At 47.8% G+C, this 872-nt stretch carries 1 protein-coding gene; it reads left to right on the top strand.

Annotated elements, in window-relative coordinates; genetic code table 11:
* Positions 1 to 872: hydrogenase formation protein HypD (hypD, locus tag A3735_RS04670; protein ID WP_068637656.1), on the top strand; the 872-nt coding region annotated here is incomplete at both ends.

The following is an 872-nucleotide window of genomic DNA, read 5'->3' as shown; positions in this document are numbered from 1 at the left end:
TCGATAATGCTATCTCGCTCGCACTGCAGCCAAATACGATTCTCTGCTCTTATGGTGATATGTTGCGCGTACCCGGCAGCAAAACAATGAGCTTGTTAAAAGCACGCGCCCAAGGAGCTGATGTGCGCATGCTCTACTCGCCGCTCGAAGCACTAACACTGGCTCAAGATAACCCTGGCAAGGATATCGTATTCTTTGCTGTTGGCTTCGAAACGACAACGCCTCCTACAGTTGCTATGCTCGACGCCGCTGTCAAAGCCAATATTAAAAACCTATTTATCTACTGCAACCACGTACTGACACCTCCGGCAATCACCGGTATTCTAGAGCCAGCTAAACAAGCTGGAACTAGAGTACTTGATGGTTTAATTGGCCCAGGCCACGTAAGCGTTATCACTGGTGAACGCCCTTATCTTGAACTTGCCAAACATTACCAGACAGCCATTACCATTTCCGGCTTTGAACCCTTGGACATCCTTCAGTCTATTTTAATGCTTGTTCGCCAAATTAACCGAAACACCTGCCAGGTTGAAAACCAATATACGCGCGCAGTAAGCTTTGAGGGAAACCAGAAAGCACAGGCACTGACCAAGAAGTACCTAGACCTTCGACAGAGTTTCGAATGGCGAGGCCTCGGAGAAATGCCTGACAGCGCTTTAAAGCTGCGAGAGGAATATCAACAATTTGATGCCGAGTATATCTATAAGGATACGTTCGCAAAAAACGGCAATGACATCGCATCTGACAACAAAGCCTGTGAATGCCCTGCCGTTTTGACGGGGCAAAAAAAACCCTACGAATGCAAACTATTTAACAAGCCCTGCACCCCTGAAAACCCGCTTGGCTCATGCATGGTATCATCTGAAGGCGCG

Source organism: Oleiphilus sp. HI0061 (assembly GCF_001635675.1).
This window is presented reverse-complemented; position numbering and strand designations above follow the sequence as displayed.